Annotated in this window: 18 protein-coding genes; 17 read left to right on the top strand and 1 reads right to left on the bottom strand. The window is 60.6% G+C overall.

The genetic code is table 11. The annotated features are described in order from the left end of the window. Nucleotides 1-20 precede the first annotated feature (20 nt). The 17 genes from JIN84_RS04960 (at nt 21) to JIN84_RS05040 (ending at nt 16,070) form a co-directional block, all read left to right on the top strand. Nucleotides 21-3,023, top strand: coding sequence for a glycoside hydrolase family 2 TIM barrel-domain containing protein (locus JIN84_RS04960; RefSeq protein ID WP_200349901.1), 3,003 nt, complete (start codon nt 21-23; stop codon nt 3,021-3,023). Nucleotides 3,024-3,032: 9 nt separating this feature from the next. Beyond that, complete coding sequence (locus JIN84_RS04965) at nt 3,033-3,773, top strand: rhamnogalacturonan acetylesterase (RefSeq protein WP_200349902.1); 741 nt, start codon at nt 3,033-3,035, stop codon at nt 3,771-3,773. A gap of 141 nt (nt 3,774-3,914) precedes the next feature. Further along, complete coding sequence (locus JIN84_RS04970) at nt 3,915-4,235, top strand: hypothetical protein (protein WP_200349903.1); 321 nt, start codon at nt 3,915-3,917, stop codon at nt 4,233-4,235. A gap of 231 nt (nt 4,236-4,466) precedes the next feature. After that, nucleotides 4,467-5,369, top strand: a complete 903-nt coding sequence (locus JIN84_RS04975; protein ID WP_200349904.1) for an ADP-ribosylglycohydrolase family protein — start codon at nt 4,467-4,469, stop codon at nt 5,367-5,369. Then, the gene (locus JIN84_RS04980) at nt 5,366-6,745 is read left to right on the top strand and encodes a dihydrolipoyl dehydrogenase family protein (protein WP_200349905.1); all 1,380 of its coding nucleotides are present in this window, start codon (nt 5,366-5,368) and stop codon (nt 6,743-6,745) included. Before JIN84_RS04975 ends, JIN84_RS04980 begins: the two co-directional genes overlap by 4 nt. Nucleotides 6,746-7,295: 550 nt before the next feature. Further along, nucleotides 7,296-8,342: a ketol-acid reductoisomerase gene (gene ilvC, locus JIN84_RS04985; RefSeq protein ID WP_200349906.1), complete on the top strand. Its 1,047-nt coding sequence runs from the start codon at nt 7,296-7,298 to the stop codon at nt 8,340-8,342. A gap of 161 nt (nt 8,343-8,503) precedes the next feature. Beyond that, nucleotides 8,504-9,064 (top strand): RNA polymerase sigma factor, encoded by a 561-nt coding sequence (locus JIN84_RS04990; RefSeq protein WP_200349907.1) that lies wholly within the window; start codon nt 8,504-8,506, stop codon nt 9,062-9,064. After that, a complete protein-coding gene (locus JIN84_RS04995) occupies nt 9,061-9,297 on the top strand; it encodes a hypothetical protein (RefSeq protein WP_200349908.1) in 237 nt (78 codons plus the stop codon). Before JIN84_RS04990 ends, JIN84_RS04995 begins: the two co-directional genes overlap by 4 nt. Further along, the gene (locus JIN84_RS05000; protein ID WP_200349909.1) at nt 9,270-10,148 is read left to right on the top strand and encodes a radical SAM protein; all 879 of its coding nucleotides are present in this window, start codon (nt 9,270-9,272) and stop codon (nt 10,146-10,148) included. Before JIN84_RS04995 ends, JIN84_RS05000 begins: the two co-directional genes overlap by 28 nt. Next, the gene (locus JIN84_RS05005; protein WP_200349910.1) at nt 10,145-10,333 is read left to right on the top strand and encodes a hypothetical protein; all 189 of its coding nucleotides are present in this window, start codon (nt 10,145-10,147) and stop codon (nt 10,331-10,333) included. The genes JIN84_RS05000 and JIN84_RS05005 overlap by 4 nt, the downstream gene beginning before the upstream one ends. Beyond that, nucleotides 10,330-11,883 (top strand): AAA family ATPase, encoded by a 1,554-nt coding sequence (locus tag JIN84_RS05010; protein ID WP_200349911.1) that lies wholly within the window; start codon nt 10,330-10,332, stop codon nt 11,881-11,883. The genes JIN84_RS05005 and JIN84_RS05010 overlap by 4 nt, the downstream gene beginning before the upstream one ends. Nucleotides 11,884-11,958: 75 nt before the next feature. After that, nucleotides 11,959-12,429, top strand: coding sequence for a hypothetical protein (locus JIN84_RS05015; RefSeq protein WP_200349912.1), 471 nt, complete (start codon nt 11,959-11,961; stop codon nt 12,427-12,429). 3 nt (nt 12,430-12,432) lie between these two features. Next, the gene (locus tag JIN84_RS05020; RefSeq protein WP_200349913.1) at nt 12,433-12,630 is read left to right on the top strand and encodes a DUF2997 domain-containing protein; all 198 of its coding nucleotides are present in this window, start codon (nt 12,433-12,435) and stop codon (nt 12,628-12,630) included. Continuing rightward, nucleotides 12,630-13,505 carry a hypothetical protein gene (locus JIN84_RS05025; RefSeq protein ID WP_200349914.1) on the top strand — a complete coding sequence of 292 codons (876 nt, stop codon included), beginning with the start codon at nt 12,630-12,632 and terminating at the stop codon, nt 13,503-13,505. Before JIN84_RS05020 ends, JIN84_RS05025 begins: the two co-directional genes overlap by 1 nt. Continuing rightward, a complete protein-coding gene (locus JIN84_RS05030; RefSeq protein WP_200349915.1) occupies nt 13,502-14,281 on the top strand; it encodes a tetratricopeptide repeat protein in 780 nt (259 codons plus the stop codon). The genes JIN84_RS05025 and JIN84_RS05030 overlap by 4 nt, the downstream gene beginning before the upstream one ends. Further along, a complete protein-coding gene (locus JIN84_RS05035; protein WP_200349916.1) occupies nt 14,278-15,336 on the top strand; it encodes a type IV pilus twitching motility protein PilT in 1,059 nt (352 codons plus the stop codon). The genes JIN84_RS05030 and JIN84_RS05035 overlap by 4 nt, the downstream gene beginning before the upstream one ends. Nucleotides 15,337-15,425: 89 nt before the next feature. Beyond that, a complete protein-coding gene (locus tag JIN84_RS05040; protein WP_200349917.1) occupies nt 15,426-16,070 on the top strand; it encodes a L,D-transpeptidase in 645 nt (214 codons plus the stop codon). 90 nt (nt 16,071-16,160) lie between these two features. On the opposite strand, the gene JIN84_RS05045 is transcribed toward JIN84_RS05040, so the two are convergent. Continuing rightward, the gene (locus tag JIN84_RS05045; RefSeq protein ID WP_200349918.1) at nt 16,161-16,580 is read right to left on the bottom strand and encodes a cytochrome b562; all 420 of its coding nucleotides are present in this window, start codon (nt 16,578-16,580) and stop codon (nt 16,161-16,163) included. Between the last annotated feature and the right edge of the window lie 52 nt (nt 16,581-16,632).

The raw sequence follows: 16,632 nt of genomic DNA on the forward strand, positions 1-16,632 counted from the left end.
TGGCCGTCATCTCGTGCGTTGTGTTTTCCAACATTCGCGCGGCTCCGATCTCCGTTTACCCGGCCTATGCGGATGGTTTCACAGAGTTGCTCAATGGCGACTGGTCGTTCAAATACATTCCCGGTCTGGATGCCGGGACAGATGAGAAATTTCACGAACCCGGCTTCGACACCTCCGGATGGAAGAAAATTCCAGTCCCGTCGAACTGGGAGCTAAAAGGATTTTCCGAACCGAAATACGCGCTCGAACTCGAGGACGGGCTCGGACTTTACCGCCGCTTGATCAAGATTCCGGAGCACTGGCGCGGAGGACGCCGCGTGTGCCTGCGTTTCGAGGGGGTGGCCTACGGTTTCGCAGTGTGGGTCAATGGCAAAAACGTGGGAGCATCTTCGGCGAGCGCTTACAATCCTCATACGTTCGACATCACGGACGCCTTGGCTGGGGAAAACATGATCGCCGTGCGGGTCACCACCAAGCCGCCGGGCTGGGCGTTCGACGTGAATGACGATTGGGCGCTCTCCGGTATTTTCCGGGATGTCACGCTCTTTTCCGTCCCCGAAAACCACGTGCGGGACATCACCACGGGCACGAGGCTGGCTGCGGACGGAGCGGCGGAATTTTCCGTTTCCGTGAAGCTCAGCCAGCCTGGAGACCTGAGCGGAAAATTGTTCGATCCGGATGGAAAACTCGTGAGCGGGTTTTCCATGGATCATACCTCACATCATTCCTACAACTCCCGTATCAGGGTTGAACCCCCCCGGCTCTGGACAGCGGAAACGCCCTCGCTCTACCATTTGCAACTCACTCTTTCCGCCAACGGCCGGCCGCTGCAAACCATCGAGGAACGTGTGGGGCTTCGCGAGATTTCCATCTCCGATGGCGTTCTGCTCCTCAACAGCCGTCCGGTCAAACTGCGTGGAGTGAACCATCACGACATCGGACCTGAAAGCGGCCGCAGCGTGACGGAGCAGGAAATGCGACGGGACCTCGGGTTGATGAAAAAGGGCAACATCAACTTCATCCGCACCTCGCATTATCCGCCGCAGCCGCGTTTGATCGAACTTTGCGACGAGTTGGGCTTTTACGTCATGGACGAGGTTTCCATTGGAAAAGGCGAGGAGCATCTCAACGATCCGGAATACCGCGAAAATATCCTGGCCCGCGTCGGACCGACCATCACACGCGACAAGAACCGCGCGTCGGTCATCATCTGGAGCATCGGCAATGAGAATCCGGTCACGGAAGTCGAGCTGGAAGCCTGCCGGAGCGCCAAGGAAATCGATCCCACACGCCCGATATGCATTCCCAAGATCGGCAGCTATTTCGCGAGCAATTATGAAAAAATCCCCGAGTACGTGGACATTTACGCACCGCATTACCCGGGCAACGGTACGCTCCGCGGCTTCGCGAAGAAACTCAAACGCCCCACCATCCTCACCGAATACGCCCACGCGCTGGGACTCGCCACCGATCGCATCCAGGACCAGTGGGAAATCCTGCAGGCGAATCCGGTCTTCGCCGGCGGCGCGCTTTGGCATTTCCATGACCAGGGCATCCTGCGGACAAGTGACAAACCGGTGGATCGTGGTGAATCAACCGACTCCGTGTGGCTGGATGATCGCCGCTACTACGACACCCATGCGAACGACGGCTGCGATGGTCTTGTCTATGCCGACCGCACGCCGCAGACGGATTTCTGGGAGATGCGGAAAGTTTACGCACCTGTCCAGATCGTCGAACGCGCCGCCGTCGTGAAGCCGGGTGCCGGAGAAATTTCCCTGACCATCGAGAATCGATACGATTTCCGGTCGCTTGAAGGCATGAAGCTCGCATGGTTTCTCAGCCGGAATCGCGAAGAAATCCAGCACGGCGAAGTGCCCTTGCGAGCCGCATCGCACGAGAGTGAAAACCTGCGCCTCCCCGTTGCCATCCCCGCCGGCGCTGCGGAAGACGTGCTCACCCTGGAATTACGATGTCTCGACGAAGCGGGCATGCAGATCAACGAACGCACGGTGCGGCTCGACTTCGCGGGGACGAACCGTATCGGATGGACCACCGATTCAACGAAAGCGGATTCGCCAAAAGTCAGCGAGAGCAAGGAAGAAGTGAAAATCGAATCCGCGCGCTGGAGCCTTACCATCGCCCGCCCCGGCGGTGAGCTTGCCATCCGGGACCGTTCGGGCCGCGTACTCGTCGCCGGTATTTGTCCACACCCCGGTCGGAAGCTCACGATGACCGAAGGTCGCAGCGCCGGACGTGACAACACCTGGCGTTACTCAACTCTCAAGGAAATCACTCGTTCCGAAATCAAAGTCATCCAGGAGGGCTCGGCCGTGCGCCTCAGCGTCGCAGGCACCTATCCCCGGCCCCGGGTGAAGGAAGAAAAGGAAGTGAAACGCTCGGACGAGCCGCTGGATCAGTTGGACAAATCCGTCGGGCGGCAGGACGTCGGAGGCGAGGCCTTCGTCGGCGGATATCAGTTGGAAATCACGCCCGGCGGAGTCATCACCGTCCACTACGACTACGTGCCGACAAACGCGAAAGGCAGATTTTCCGAGGCCGGGCTGTCCGTCGTGTTGCCCGCCGATCTGACGGAATTCCGCTGGATCGGCCAAGGTCCGTATGCCGGCTATCCCGGCAAGGATCGATTGAACGAGTTTGGCCTGTTTCACCTCAATCGCGAGGATCTGCGGTATCAAGGAAACCGCCGTGAGACCGAATGCGCTCTCGTCACCACGCCACAGGGCAAAGGGGTCGCGCTTGCCACAAGTCCGGCCGATGTCGCCATCGAGCGCGATGGTGGGAAGACGTTGCTGAGCCACAACAGCGTCATGTCCGGTTTCGGCAACAAAGGCTCCGGCCCGGAAACGTCCGTCAATGCGGCTGAGACGCCGCGTGTTTCCGGCAGCTTCACTCTCATGATACTGGAAGAATCCTGGCCGGAGATGCTTACCCGCTGGTTCGGCAAACCGGTCGCCACGGACGAGATCTTCCGGCCGTTTCACCACAGCTACGATCAATAACCCGCATTCATGAAATCACTCCATCTCGCTCTCCTCGCTTGCGCGGCTCTTTTCGGCACGCACACAGAAGCCGGGCCCGGACCGAAAACCCGCATCATCCTTGTGGGCGACTCCACCGTCGCTCCACGCGGCGGATGGGGGGATGAGTTTGCCAAACGACTTGCTCCCGGTGCCGAATGCCGGAACCTGGCGCTCGGCGGCAGGAGTTCGAAAAGCTATCGTGGCGAAGGTCATTGGGAAAAGGTGCTCGAGGCGAGACCGGACTGGGTGCTCATCCAGTTCGGCCACAACGACCAACCCGGGAAAGGTCCGAAACGCGAGACGGATGCGGATACCTCTTTTCGGGAGAATCTGGTGAACTACATCGCGGACCTGAAGAAAATCGGAGCCAGGCCCGTGCTTGTCACTTCCCTCACCCGGCGGAACTTCAATCCTCAGGGCAGGATCGATGCGGAGCGTTTGGAACCGTATGCCGATGCCCAGGTGGGAGGCACGGGCAAGGACCACCTTGCGGATTATGTAGCCGCCACCCGTGCTGTCGCCGCTGCGGAAAAAGTTCCCCTTGTCGACTTGAATGCCCGCAGCGTCGGACAGATGAATGAAATCGGTCCTGAGGCCGCTGCCGCCTACGATTTGAAAAAAGGTGACACCACCCACCTTTCGCCCCTTGGGGCTCAGAGGACCGCCTTGCTCGTCGCTACCGAAATTCAGAGCCACATCCCAGAACTCGCATCCTTGCTGAAGAAGTAAGGAGTCTTCATGCAGAATGCATCATGCAGATCGCATTTCACCCGATCAAATGACTGAAAATTGATATAACTCTCTGATAAATCGTCAGGCACGATATTTGCAATGGTGTGGGAAGATCCATACAGGATAACCACTACGACCATGAAAACCAAATCCATCGTTTCCCTTATCGGCGCATCCACCCTCGTCTTTGCTTTCACCGCGTGTGACTCCAAACAAGAGCAAGCCCGTGAGGAGCGCCTTGAGCAAAAGGCCGAGAACCTCGAAGCCAACGCCGACCAACTTCGCAAGGACGGTGAGAAAGTCGCCGACGCGAAGGAAAACCACGCCGACGCGATCCGCAAAGGCAGTGAGAATGCCGCAGACGCAACCGAGAACGACGCCGATGCGACCCGCAAGGCCGTTGAAAAGCGTGCGGACGAGATCGAGGACGAAGCTGACAAAGTCCGCGAGGCGAAATAAGTCCGCCCGCCTTCCCGCCACTTACCGGCCGCGGCTCCCTTTGGAGCCGCGGCCAGTTTCTTGGGAGTGCGGAGGGAAGCGATAGGGTCATGTGACCTCCGGACGGACCGAACCTCGGACGTCCGGCCATAACACATCGTCCGGAGCACTCCTGGCGCTACGTTTCCCGCCGCACTCCTTCACACGGATTTCCCAGTCGCTCCTCGTTGGAATCCCGTCTATCCTCCACCCATGACCTCGCCTTCAGATATTGTTTTCGGTGCGTTCATCGGCGACGCACTCGCACTCGGCCCCCACTGGATTTATGATCAGAATGAGATCCGTGAGCGGTTGGGCCGCGCCACCACTTATCAGCCGCCGCTCGCTGTCTATCACCAGGGGAAGGCGGCTGGAGACCAGACGCACTATGGTGATCAGGCGCTCGTCCTTCTCCGCACGATTTCAAAAACCGGCCGTTTCAATCTGGCGGGGTTTGCCGAAGACTGGCGTGCGTATTGGGAAGACCCCCGGACCATCTCCTATCGGGACGGTGCGACAAAGGCCACCCTCGCCCATCTCTCTTCGGAAGAAAATCCGCCATCTTCCTCCAACGACATCGCGGGAGCGGCGCGCATCGGACCGTTGTTTCTATTGAAATGGGAAACAGAAGAAGAGCTTCTGCTGGCGGTGAGGGTCCAGACCGCGTTCACGCATGGAGATCCTGTTGTTATCGAGTCCGCGCTCTTTTTTGCCAGGGTCATCCTCGCGGTGCGGTCGGGTGATGACATGGAAACGGCATTGCGAAAAACCATCAAGCACACCACCTGGCATTCCATCCGGAAGGATTGGCTGGACGACGCTCTTGCTTCCGCCGCCTCGGACGAGACGGATGCGGCGGCATTGAAACGCCACGGCCTGACATGCCACGCGGTGGATGCGTTCCCGGGAATCTGCCACCTCCTGCTTCGTCACCCCACATCACCGGCTGAAGCGCTCATCGAAAATGCCAATGCCGGTGGTGACAGCGCGGCCCGGGGCATGATCCTCGGAATGGTTTATGCGGCGGCGTTTCCCGTCTCCGACTGGCCCGCCGACTGGCTGGCAGGGCTGAACGCCCGCGAGGAAATCACAAATCTCATCGGCAGGCTGCCATGATCGAATCCTACGACCTCATCGTTCTCGGCGGCGGCAGGGCGGCGAATCTCGCAATCGCCGCGGCCAAGGACGGATGGAAGGTCGCTCTTATCGAACGGGACCGCCTGGGCGGCACCTGTCCGAACCGCGGGTGTGTGCCATCGAAATTGCTGGTTGGATTTGCGGATGCGGCCCGCCATGTGCGGGAGGCTGGCAGACATTTCATCGACGCGGATTACCATGGCGCGGATCTGCGGAAAATCTTCGCCAGTGTGAACGAATACATCGCCGGAGTGGATGGCCGCTATCAAGGCAGGGTCGGGGACGCAGGCGTCACCCTTGTCAGAGGCGAAGGCCGGTTTACCGGGCACAAGCGGATCGAGGCTGGCGGACGAATCCTGACAGCGGAAAAAATCGTCATCGCCACCGGTTCCCGTCCCAACCCGCCGCCGTATGCCGACCTTGGTGTCTGGACGAGCGATGATCTGTTTCCCTTGGCAGGTGATCCGCCGCGAAGCCTGCTCGTCATCGGGGGCGGAGTCATCGCATGCGAGATGGCGGCGTTCTTCGCAGCGGTGGGTGTCGGGACCACGCTTGCCGTCCGCAAGGATCGGCTGCTGGGAAAGGAGGATCCGGACATCGAGCGGGTTTTCCAGCAGGAATTTGGAAAGTATGTCCGGCTGTGTTTCGGAGCATCGCTGGTGGATCTGTCCCGTTCGGAGGATGGTTTCGCCGCAACTTTCGAAACTCATGAAGGCGAGGTGACCCAGGTGGCGGACCGTGTTCTTTTCGCCATCGGAAGAACACCCAACAGCGAGTCATTGGATCTGGCTGAGACCGGCATCCGTCCCGACGAAAAAGGCTTCATTCCGGTAAACGAACACCTGGAAACCATCGTATCCGGCATCTACGCCACGGGCGATGTCAACGGCCGCCACATGCTGCAGCATGCCGCTGCGCAGGAGGTTCATTTCCTCCGTCAGAAATTTCTCAAGGGGAGGACCGGACCCATTGACGATGCGGCCATCGGCCACGGGATATTCTCCCACCCGGAGGTCGCCTCCATCGGTAAAACCGAAGAGGAGCTGAAAGAGCGCGGCACACCATATGTCGCTGTCTTCGAGGATTGGCTCGCCAGCGCGCGCGTGGAGGCCATGCGCATCGATTATCCCCGGGTGAAGCTGCTCGTCTCACCGGAGGATCACTCGATCCTCGGCTGCCATCTCATCGGACCGGAGGCGTCCACGCTTCTCCATCAGGTCATCACGGTGATGAAACTGAAGAACGACGTGCGGGAGCTCGCGGAAACCATCTTCGTCCACCCCGCTCTCAACGAGTGCCTGCTTGCCGCCGCGGTGAAGGCGGTGGACGAGGTGAAAAAGTTCCGGAAAAAGTGAAAATCATGCAGCCGCTTTTCCGGAACGGAGAACCCGATAATCTCTTGCCTTCCCTGATGGAAGGCACGCGCCCGCTGTCTGGCACAGTTCGCGGAAGCGGGTTTTCGACAACGGGCAAACTGACGTTGTGCGGACTGGTGACGGACTGCCGCGTGAAGTTCACCGCGCTGGAATGATTCAAGGTGAACCCGCATCCCGCTCCCTGCCGTGGGGTGGAGGCGGGAGATTGGGAACGGGCGTCTTCAATTTACTATGACGGGTTCACGAGAGAAAATCGGATCTCCCGTCACATTTTCCTCAGACGTGTGACCTTGCAGATCCCGCTTTTGGGCGGAAAAACCTCATTTTGTTTCCGCCGCGGATAGTTTCGAGCCTCCGGATGGCGCGAATTTCGACATTTCCACCCGAGTCGAAAGCTTTTTTGAGGCCAAACTTGCAAGGAAATGCTTGTTGTTGCTTGACCCGCCCGCGGCATCCCTCCAAGTTGCCGCCCCGCCGCTTGCCCCGATGGCAGCGGTGCGACCTAAACGAACCAACCTACCGATCCGCCATGGCCGCGAAGATCTACACCACCAAGGAAGCTCCGATCGCTCCTCTGAAAAAGAAAACCCTCGCCGTGATCGGCTTCGGCTCACAAGGCCACGCCCACGCGCTCAACCTCAAGGACAGTGGCCTGAAGGTCATCATCGGCCTTTACAAGAAGTCGAAGTCCCGTGAAGTCGCCAAGAAACTCGGTTTCGAGGTGATGGACACCGCCGAGGCAGTGAAGGCCGCGGACGTGATCTTCGTCGCCACTCCGGACACCGTGATCCCCGCCGTTTACGAGAAGGACATCGCTCCGAACCTCACCAAGGGCAAGACCCTCCTTTTCTCCCACGGCTTCGCCGTTCACTTCAAGACCATCGTTCCTCCAACCGACGTGGACGTGATCCTCGTCGCGCCGAAGGGCCCCGGCCACACCGTCCGTTCGCAGTTCGTCGCGGGCAAGGGTGTTCCCGGCCTCATCGCCGTGCACCAGGACGTTTCCGGCAAGGCCAAGCAAACCGCGCTCGCATGGGCCGGTGGTGTCGGCTGCGCCCGTGCCGGTGTGTTCGAAACCAACTTCCGTGAGGAAACCGTGACCGACCTCTTCGGTGAGCAGGTCGTCCTTTGCGGCGGCGCCACCGCGCTGGTGAAGGCCGGATTCGAAACCCTCGTCGAAGCCGGATTCCAACCGGAAATGGCCTACTTCGAGTGCCTTCACGAGCTGAAGCTGATCGTGGACCTCATGAACGAGCAAGGCATCGCCGGCATGCGCTTCTCCATCTCGGAGACCGCCGAGTGGGGCGACGTGTCCGTCGGACCGAAGATCATCGACGCCTCCGTCAAGAAGCGCATGGTCAAGCAGCTCAAGGAAATCGAGAGCGGCAAGTTCGCCAAGGAGTGGATCGCCGAATACGAAGGCGGCTACAAGCGCTTCAACGAGCTCCGCAAGGAAGGCTCCGCCCACCAGATCGAGAAGGTCGGTGAGAAGCTCCGCTCCACCATGAGCTGGCTCAAGCAGTCGAAGATCAAGAAGGGTGCCAGCCAGGCGAGCCTGATCTCCGGCTCGAACTGATCCCGGGCTTTTGAAAAATTCCAGCGCCCGTTTCCCGCGAGGGAGACGGGCGCTTTTTTATGGGAGGCGGGCCTCCGGTCCATCTTGTTGGAGCGGGATTCTGCCCTCCCTGGCAAAAATAAAACGTGACGATTCCGGATGGGCTTGGTCCAACTCTGAGAATGCCCGCGAATTTTCCAGCTACCGAACCTCCGCCTGACGCGGGCGGCGCGGTGGCGGATTTCAGCGGGATTTACGAAACCCACGTGCGGGCCGTCTATTACCTGATCCTGCGGTGGTTGGGAGACCCCTCCAAAGCGGAGGACGCGACGCACGATGTCTTTCTCAAGGCGTTTCGGAATCTGGAAAATTTCCGGCAGGATTCCGAAATCCGGACCTGGCTGTTCCGCATCGCCATCAACCATTGCAAGAACCTGCGTTCGAGCTGGCACCAGCGGAACGTGAGCCTGACCCCGGATGGCGAATTCACCGATGGCGCGGCGGTGGATTCCTCCACACCCCTGCAGGTGGCCGAGGCACGGGACCTGGGACGCGGCATCCAACAGGCGCTCGATGTGCTGCCGGAAGAATACCGCCTGCTGCTGCTCTGCGTGGCGGATGCGGAGATGAGCTACGACGAGATCGCCATATTGACCAACCAAAGCAGCGACGCGGTGCGGGGCAAGATCTACCGGGCACGCAAGGCATTCGGCACCGCATTCAGACAAACCACCGAGCCATGAAACAGCGACTGACCCAGGAAACCCGGGAGCTTACCGGAGAAGAATCATCCATGGCGGAGGACCAGCGGACGGAGAAGTCCCTGGTCTTCGATTCCGTGGAAGCCATGATCCGGCACGACGCCGCGAATACGGTCGTTCCGCCTGATTTGAAAAACCGGGTGATGCGGTCCGTCGCGCGGGAGCCGGGTGAAAACACATCAAAGCCATGGTGGAAACGATGGATGCCGTTCTGATGAAGACGCGCCTGCCGATGGGCCGGCGGCAAATGGCGGCGGAGCGGTTGCTGCAGGGAACGCTGGCTCTCGCCGTCTGTGAGATATGCCATCACCGCTGTGGTGCGAACCGTCTGGAGGGACCGGCGGGCCGCTGCGGAGCCGCGGCGGAGCCGAATGTTTTTTCCGCCCAGATCGAGGTCGGGGATGAACACGAGATCATCCCCGCCTACGCCATCGCGCTGGCGGGCTGTAACATGCGCTGCGCGTTCTGCATCACCGGTGATGAAAGCTGGCATCCCCGGCGCGGGCACCGGTTGGACGCGGCCGACGTCGCGGGCAGGGCCTCGGCGGCGATCGGGAAAGGACAAGCCGACAGCCTGCTGGTCCTGGGTGGTGAACCGACGATCCACCTGCCGTGGTTGCTCGAACTCGTCGCCGCCATGCCCGAAAAAGCCCGTCTGGTTTTGAAAACGAACGGGCTTTCCACCTCCGCCGTCCGGGCGGTGTTGGACGGTTTGTTCGATGTCTGGATCGTGGATTTCAAATTCGGCAACGATGCCTGTGCGGAAAAGCTTTCCCTCACGCGGGGTTATACCGGAGCCGTCGGGGAAACCTTGCTCTGGGCGGCCTCCCATACCGATCTCATCATCCGCCACCTGCTCATGCCGGGCCACGTGGATTGCTGCTGGAGGCCTGCCGCGGAGTGGATTTCCATTCATCTTCCGGGCGCGAAGGTCAGCCTGCGTTCCGGCTACTGGCCCACTTGGCGGGCGGCGGATCATGTTCCGCTGGACCGCCCGCTGGATGCCGCGGAACTATCGGAAGCGATGGCCGTCGCGACCCATCTCAAACTCCATCTCGTGCCATGACCGACGACGCCCGCCCCGAGAGCTGCCTGCTCGTCCTGCCGGACGGCCGTTTGCTGGCCCGGAATGTCACCCCGGAACTCTCCGAACTGCTGCGGGCGATCCAACCCGGAAATCCGGATCTCGCACTGCGGGCGGCGCTTTCCGGACCACCACCTTTTCAAATCCCCACCGAATCAGACCCATGAACATTTCCGAAGAAATCGAGACGCTCATCCGCGCGAGGTATCCCATCATCTATATCGTCACCGGAGAGGAGCTGCGGGCGCAGAAGGTGGTGGTGGAAATCGCCAGGAAGCGGGAGAAAAACGCGTTCGAGTGGAGCTTCGGCACAGGCATCGTGCCTGCCGGGATGTCCATCCAGTCCCAGAAAAACCGCAGCGGCGCGACGAAGGATCCGTTGCTCGCGCTGGACCAGGTCATCGAGCAGGTGGACCCGGCGATCTATATCTTCAAGGATTTCCACCCGTTTCTAACAAAAAACAATTTCGCGGTGATCCGCAAGCTGAAGGACATCGCCCTGCAGTTGAAGAGCAGCTACAAGACCATCGTGCTGATTTCCCCGGTTTTGGAAATCCCGGTCGAGCTGGAGAAGGAAATCACCGTCCTGAACTTCCCCGCGCCGGGCCGGGACGAATTGGCGGAACTGTTGGGCGACATCCTCGCCGATGTACAGAAGATCCGGAAGGTGAGGATGGATCTGGACGATGTGGGGCGCGAGCGTCTGTTGCAGGCAGCGCTGGGGCTCACGCTGGGTGAGGCGGAGAATGTTTTCGCAAAGATCATCGTCACCGGCGACGGCCTGGACGCGGATGACATCCAGGCGGTTTTCGCCGAGAAACAACAGATCATCCGCAAGAGCGGGTTGCTGGAATATTATCCCACGACCGAGAATTTCGACCATGTCGGCGGGCTCTCCGCGTTGAAGGACTGGTTGGAAAAGCGATCGCTGGCATTTTCAAAAGAAGCGCGCGACTACGGCCTGCCCGCCCCGAAAGGCATCCTCATGCTGGGCGTGCAGGGTTGCGGCAAAAGCCTGTGCGCGAAGGCGGTTTCCAGCCTGTGGCAGCTCCCGCTGCTGCGCTTCGACATGGGGCGCATGTTCAACAGCCTCGTCGGCTCTTCCGAGGAAAATGTCAGGAAAGCGGTGGCCGTCGCCGAGTCGGTGGCCCCGGCGATCCTGTGGGTGGATGAGATCGACAAGGCGTTCGCCGGTTCGCAGGGTTCCGGTTCCAGCGATGGCGGCACGACGGCGCGGGTGTTCGGCACCTTCCTGACGTGGCTTTCGGAAAAAACCTCGTCCGTTTTCGTGGTGGCCACGGCGAATGACATCTCGCACCTGCCCCCGGAGCTGATGCGGAAGGGAAGGCTGGACGAAATCTTCTTCGTCGACCTCCCCGCCCAGAGCGAGCGGGCGCAGATCTTCGCGATCCACCTCGCGCGGCGCCGTCGCGCGGCGGAGAATTTCGACCTGCCGCTGCTGGCGGAAAACAGCAAGGACTTCAGCGGTGCGGAAATCGAGGAGGCCATCATCAGCGCGATGTATGACGCCTTCTACGCGGGCCGCGAGCTGGAGACGGACGATGTTCTCAAGGCCCTTCATGAAACGGTCCCTCTGGCCCGCACCATGGACGAGCAGATCAACCGCCTGCGTTCGTGGGCCGGTGGCCGCGCGCGGGATGCCAGCGCGGGCCGCCCCGAATCCGCCGCCTCAACCTCCCGGCGCATGGAATTTTGATTAATCGGAATTTCCCGCGTGAGGAAACCGTCGCGGGATTGTCGGAACATCGACACCATTCAACCACCGAATCTCATGGGAGCCGTACTGATTCTAACACCTGTCATCGTTTCCGCATGGCCCGCCTTCGCCACCGCGGTGGCCAGCGCCGCGGTTTCGCTCGGCTACAACGCGGCGAAGGAACTGGCGAATGCTGAAACGAACGAGGGCATTTCCATGAAAAGCGGAATCGCCATCGAAGTGCCGAACAGCAACGTGCTGACGGACCAGCTAGGCCTGGGCGAGAAACTGAGTTTCACCCGGGACGGTGTGGTCATCACGATCCGCCGCGACGACCGGGGAAAGGCGTCCCTTCATGTGAACGGCACGGGCCGGACCGAAGAGGAGCTGCGGCTGCTGGGCGAGGAAATGAGCCAGCGGCTGGTGCGGGACTACGTTTACCAACAGATCAAGCACGAGATGCAGGCGCGGAACTTCGTCATGGTGGAGGAAACCGTCGACGAGACCAACGCCATCCACATGACCGTCCGCCACTGGGAACACTGAGCCATGAACCAAAAGGAATTCGCCATCACCATCACACCGGACGGCCGGGTGGAAATCCACATCCAGGGCTACAAGGGGACTGCCGGCTGCAACAGCGCGGCGGCGATGATGGAAAAAATCGTAGGCCACATCGACTCGCAGCGGGAAACCAGCGAGGCGTATGAGCCTGAGGAAACGGTGCGCATCGACCAGCATCACTGATGAAATCCTCCCCGTACTACCCCCCGCGAGCCGGTACGTTGTCCCGACTCCTCACCCTGGCGGACCGGCTGGTCGCCCGTGTGCGGATGTCGCAGCTGATGCGCAGGACTCCGTACCGGTTCGTAGCCTTCCCCTCGGCTGTCTCATGGCTGCTGCTGCCGGGACTGATGTGGCGCGGGGAGCCGGAACAGGCGAAGCTTGGCAATCGCATCATGTTTGCCTGGGCCGCCTGTGTGGTGGTCCACATCGTCAGTCTGAACGGAGCTTTCGCCGACTGGGCGGCGATACTGGCCAGCATGCTGCACGGAATTTCCGCGGCGGCGGTTCTGGCGGTGCTGAATCCCCAATGGCAGGGATTCACCCGCATGTGGAAGACCTCGGTATACGCAACGCTTCTGGTTCTGGTGCTTTACACCATAGGCCTGAGAGGGGTGGCGCCGGTGGTTGCCCAAAGGATGGTCCTGGACGGTGAGACCATCATGACCCGGCGGGCGTGGGCCGGCAGCGGGCCGTGGGTGAGGGGAGAATGGGTGGTTTACCGGCTTCCGAACCGGCTGTTGAACATCGACCGCATCCTGGCCGGTCCGGAGGACATCATCCGGTTCCACAAGGATTCGTTCGAGGTGGACGGGAAATTTTTCCCGCGCGTGTCCCCTCACATGCCGGTGGAGGGCGAGATTCACATGGATAAGAACACCTATTTCATCTGGCCGACGGCCGCGACATTCGTTCATGCTGGTGACAGGCTGCCGCAACTGATGTTGGGTGTGGCGGACATTGACGCACCGGACATCGTGGGGCGGCCCTATCAACACTGGTTTTGGAAATCCACCACCTTGGAAGCCCTCAAGCCGATCCACCCTTCGAAACCATGAGCCGATTTTCCAAACTCGAATTCGAATACGTATCTCCCGGTCGTTTGGAAACCGCGGCGGAATCCACCGTGCCGGACGAGGGATTCCACCTGCGCGAGGCGGCCGCCGCATTTGAAAACGGCGACTTCGAGGAGGCCCTGCGCGCCTACGCGAAAGTGCTGGAGCACAATCCGCGGAACCCGGTTCCGTGGACCGGACAGGTGCGGATGCTCATCGAACTGGGCGAATTCCGCGAGGCTAAACTCTGGGCGGACAAGGCGCTGGAGATGTTCCCGCACGAACCTGAGCTGCTCGCCGCGAAGGCCGTGGCCCTCGCGCGCCTCGGGGATTTCAAAGCCGCCATGGCTTATTCCGACGCCTCCTTCGGCGAGCGGGGGGACTCCGCCTATCTATGGGTAGCGCGGGCGGATGTCCTGCTCGCTCAGAGACAACCGAAGGCTGACTATTGCATCGAACGGGCCATCATCCTTGATCCCGCGAACTGGCTGGTGCACTGGCTCATCTCACGGGTCAACTCGTATTACGGCCGTTTCGCCCATGCCCTGGCCTCCGCACAGAAGGCGCTGGCCCTGGATGTCTCCCGAGCCCAGGTCTGGCTCCAGACCGCCCTCTGCCAGCAGGAGCTCGGCCTCCTTGACGCGGCCTTCGAATCCAACACCCACGCGCTGCGGCTGAACCCGACGGATCCGCGTGCGCGGGAGATGATGGCCTCGCTGGAGATGACACCGGCATATTCTTCCTGGTGGCGGCGCTGCCGACAATTTTTCCGCAAATGAACCTCCACCCCCTTCTCGAAAATTTCCTCATCCAGGCGTCCCGGATGCGGGCCTCGGACCTCCATCTCATCGCGGGTCTTCCGGCATCGCTCCGGGTGAACGGAGAAATCATTTTCATCGGCTCTGACGCCCTTTCCGCGGAGGACATCGAAGTGATTTCCCTCCAGTTGCTCAATCCCGCGCAGCTCGAGAAATTCGAAACCGAGTGGGAGCTCTGCGTTTCGCTGAACCACCACATCGCCGGGCGGTTGCGGGTCACCGCCTACAGGCACAACGGGCGCATCGAATTCAGCTTCCGTTTTTGCGGGGGCGAGGTCGCCGCCAGGGAGGAATTGGGCCTGCCGGGGAAAATCGACGATCTCGCACGCAAGCCACACGGGCTGGTGCTCGTTTGCGGAGCCACCGGCGCCGGGAAAACGACCTCGCTCAACTACATGGTGAACCTCATCAACAGCGAGCGCCGCTGCAAGATCGTCACCATCGAGGATCCCATCGAGCACGTCCACAGGAACCAGAAAGCCATCGTCGTCCAGCAGGAGCTGCTGACCGACACGCACTCCTTCCGCCGCGCTCTCACGCACGTCCTGCGGCAGGATCCGGATGTCATCGTGGTTGGCGAGATGCGCGAGCCGGAGACGATCATGACCGCGCTGACCGCCGCGGAAACCGGCCACCTCGTCCTGAGCACTCTGCATTCCTCCAGCGTCACCCAGGCGATCGAGCGGATCACCGGTATCTTCGACGGTCCCACGCAGAAGCAGATCGTCCTGCAGCTTGCGAATTCGCTCCAGGGCATCATCGTCCAGCAACTGCTCCCTTCCGCCGACCGGTCGCACCGCGTGCTTGCCTACGAGATCCTCGTGGCCACCCCGGCCGTCAGGAACATCATCCGCGAAGGACAGATCCATGCCTTGGAAAACTGCATGCAGACCAATGCCCGCGAGGGAATGAACACCATGGACGCCTGCCTGCTCGACTTGTATCAGCAGACCCGCATCACCTATGACACCGCCGTCAGCCGGGCGCGCCACCCGGGGTATATGACAAAGGGTTGAGCCGACCGGCCGCGGACCGGAAAAATCATCCGGGGTTGCTTTTTTTTAAAAGCTGGCCTAAGTCCCCGCGTTCCAGATTTTTCCACCCCATGATCTCGCTCAGCACAGTCGCCCAAATCACCGCCGCGCTCGCCACGCTCCTGCTGGCGAGCTGTGCGAATCAAAAACCCGCCGAAGTGACCAAGGACGGGAAGAAGGTTTTCGTGAATCCATACCCCGCCGGAACCTACGATCATTTCAAGGCCGAGCCGACTTATCCGAAAACCTACTCGGTGTGGAAAAACGACGAGCTCCTCTCCCGCACCAACGCGGAGAACTCCTCCATCCTCATCAGTCTGGAAAAGCAGCGCGGATTCCTGCTCAACGGCGAGGACGTCGTTCTGGACTATCCGATCTGCTCCGGCATTCCCTCCCGGCCCACACCTCCGGGCACTTTCTACATTCTCGAGAAGGTGGTGGACAAGAGGTCCAACAAATACGGCCGCATCTATGACGCCGCCGGGGAACTTGTGAACGGCGATGCGGACGTGACCCTCGACCCCATCCCGGAAGGCGGCAAATTCGAAGGAGCCTCCATGCGCTACTGGATGCGCCTCACCAACGACGGCGTGGGCCATCACATCGGCCCGGTCAAACGCAGGCCCGCCTCCCACGCCTGCATCCGTGGACCGAGTGCGACGATGCCTGTCGTTTATTCCAAGGTGAAGCCGGGCACCCGCGTGGTCGTCCAGTGATCCGCTCCTCGTGATCTTCAAATAAAAAAGCAGGCCCGGTCGCTTCATCGCGACCGGGCCTTTTTTAGAACGATTCCTATCGGAAGGAGGTCACTCCTCCTCCTTGATGAACTTCTGGTGGCCGGCCTTCTTCTGTTCCTTCAGCGTCTCCACGAGCTTCGCCACGTCCTCGATCTTGCCGGCGAGGAACGCTTCCTCCACCTCGCAGAGGGTCACGAAGACCTTGCCCATCTGCTTGCGATACTCGGCGGAGGCCTTGGCTTTGTCGGGACCTTCAGGCATTTCCTTGATCAGCGCGGGGATTTCCGCCGTGGCCTTCAGCGTGGCGGTCTGGGCCTCGCGCGCCTGGGCGGCACCCTTCGCCGCATCCGTCTCGCGGCGGAAACCCTTGAACGCGTCGTCCATGGACTCCATCTGCTCACCGAGCTTGGTGTGCTCGTGATCCTGTGCGATCGCCGGGGCGGCCAGGAGACCGGCCGCGCATCCCATCAAAAATAAATGTTTTTTCATACGCCACGACTACGGGCGAAATCCACCGCCCTTTCCAGCCGTAAATTATTCC

It is taken from the genome of Luteolibacter yonseiensis, assembly GCF_016595465.1.
Lineage (GTDB): Bacteria > Verrucomicrobiota > Verrucomicrobiia > Verrucomicrobiales > Akkermansiaceae > Luteolibacter > Luteolibacter yonseiensis.